Origin of the sequence: Synechococcus sp. R6-7 (assembly GCF_047461695.1) — a bacterium.
In the GTDB taxonomy this organism is placed as follows: Bacteria; Cyanobacteriota; Cyanobacteriia; order Thermostichales; family Thermostichaceae; genus Thermostichus.
In genome coordinates this window covers 1-1,343 of sequence record NZ_JANSHS010000262.1, presented here as the reverse complement: position 1 = coordinate 1,343, position 1,343 = coordinate 1, and the positions used below count along the sequence as shown (strand labels likewise).

Annotated in this window: 1 protein-coding gene; it reads right to left on the bottom strand. The window is 61.2% G+C overall.

The window, feature by feature from the left end:
- A partial coding sequence (locus tag NW815_RS08205) for an endonuclease domain-containing protein (RefSeq protein ID WP_414415892.1) occupies positions 1 to 1,343 on the bottom strand: 1,343 nt, incomplete at both ends.

The following is a 1,343-nucleotide window of genomic DNA, read 5'->3' as shown; positions in this document are numbered from 1 at the left end:
TAGTGCCAGATCATCTTGGCTTCGTAGAGGGGGAGGTAGCCCTCACCCCCGGCCCCTCTCCCAAGGCTTTGGGAGAGGGGAGAAGGATGCTCGTAGGAATGGGCAGTGACATAGGCAGCAATCTCTTGGAGGACTTGTTCTGTGTGGTCGAATATCTGCTCATTGGTAAAGCGCAGAATGGCAAAGCCATGTTCGCGCAGGATTTCCTCCCGCAAACGGTCGCGTTCCTGCTGAGTGGGTTCGCGGTGCACGGCGCCATCTATCTCAATGATCAGGCGGGCATCGTCACAGAAGAAGTCGGCGATGAATTGTCCAATCGGATGTTGACGTCGGAATTTTCGGCCTAGCAGCCGACGGTCACGCAACAATTCCCAGAGCAGGCTTTCGGCGGTCGTCGCCTCGCGACGCAACTGCCGCGCCCTGGCAATCAGTTCCTGGCTGGCCTTGGGTAATTCGTACCCTCCTTCTCCCGCAGCGCGAGAAGAGAGGTCGGGGGTTGCGATCCTTCCCCCCTCTCCCGCAGCGTGGGAGAGGGGGCTAGGGGGTGAGGGCACAAACACATTCCCCACCAGTCGGTAGCCCTGGGCTTCCAGCTCTGCACGGGTGCGGAAGAGGTGCGAGTCGTTGGACATATCGAACATGCGCAGGAAGCGCACGCCCCAAGAGTTTTCTCCCGTGCGTTCGTTCACCAGTACCGGCACGCGCTGATAGATGGCGCGGGTCAGGTCGGCATCCTGGCGGGTACGGAAGACCGGCAGGGTGCGGGTGTTGGGGTTGATGCGGGCGATGTCCTGCGGCGTTAGGCTAAAGAGCCGACGCGGGTCGCGCAGGTGGTCGGCACGGGTGGCGAAGAAGGTAAAGGTGGTGGCGTCGGTCTGGGTACGGCTGCCAGTGAGGGTGAGCAGGCAGAATTTCATGCGGCTATCCACTGCCGGAAAGAGTCGCTGGCGGTTCTCAAAATCGAACAGACTTGCCAGTTGCCCTTTTTCCACCACATCGGCAAAGAAACGCTTGTTGGTGTCGTCGGTGGCAATGCCCGTGGGGACGATGATGCCCGCCCGCCCCCGGATATTGAGCAGGTTACGCACGCGCTCGGCAAAGACGGAATAGGTGTTGATGTCGCGGTGGCCGGTGAGGGGATATTGACCACTGCCCCGTAAAAAGCGGCTGGTGCTTTCGGCGCCGTGCAGGGCACGCTGGTAGTCGTGCCAGAGGGCGGGGTTGGTCTTGGGTAGGTCGGCGATCAGCCGTTTGCGGGCGGCGGCATTCGGAGCCCGAGCAATGGCGGTATTGCGGCTGGCAAAGAACTCTTCTTCCTGCAACTTGATGCGCTCCCAGGGCGG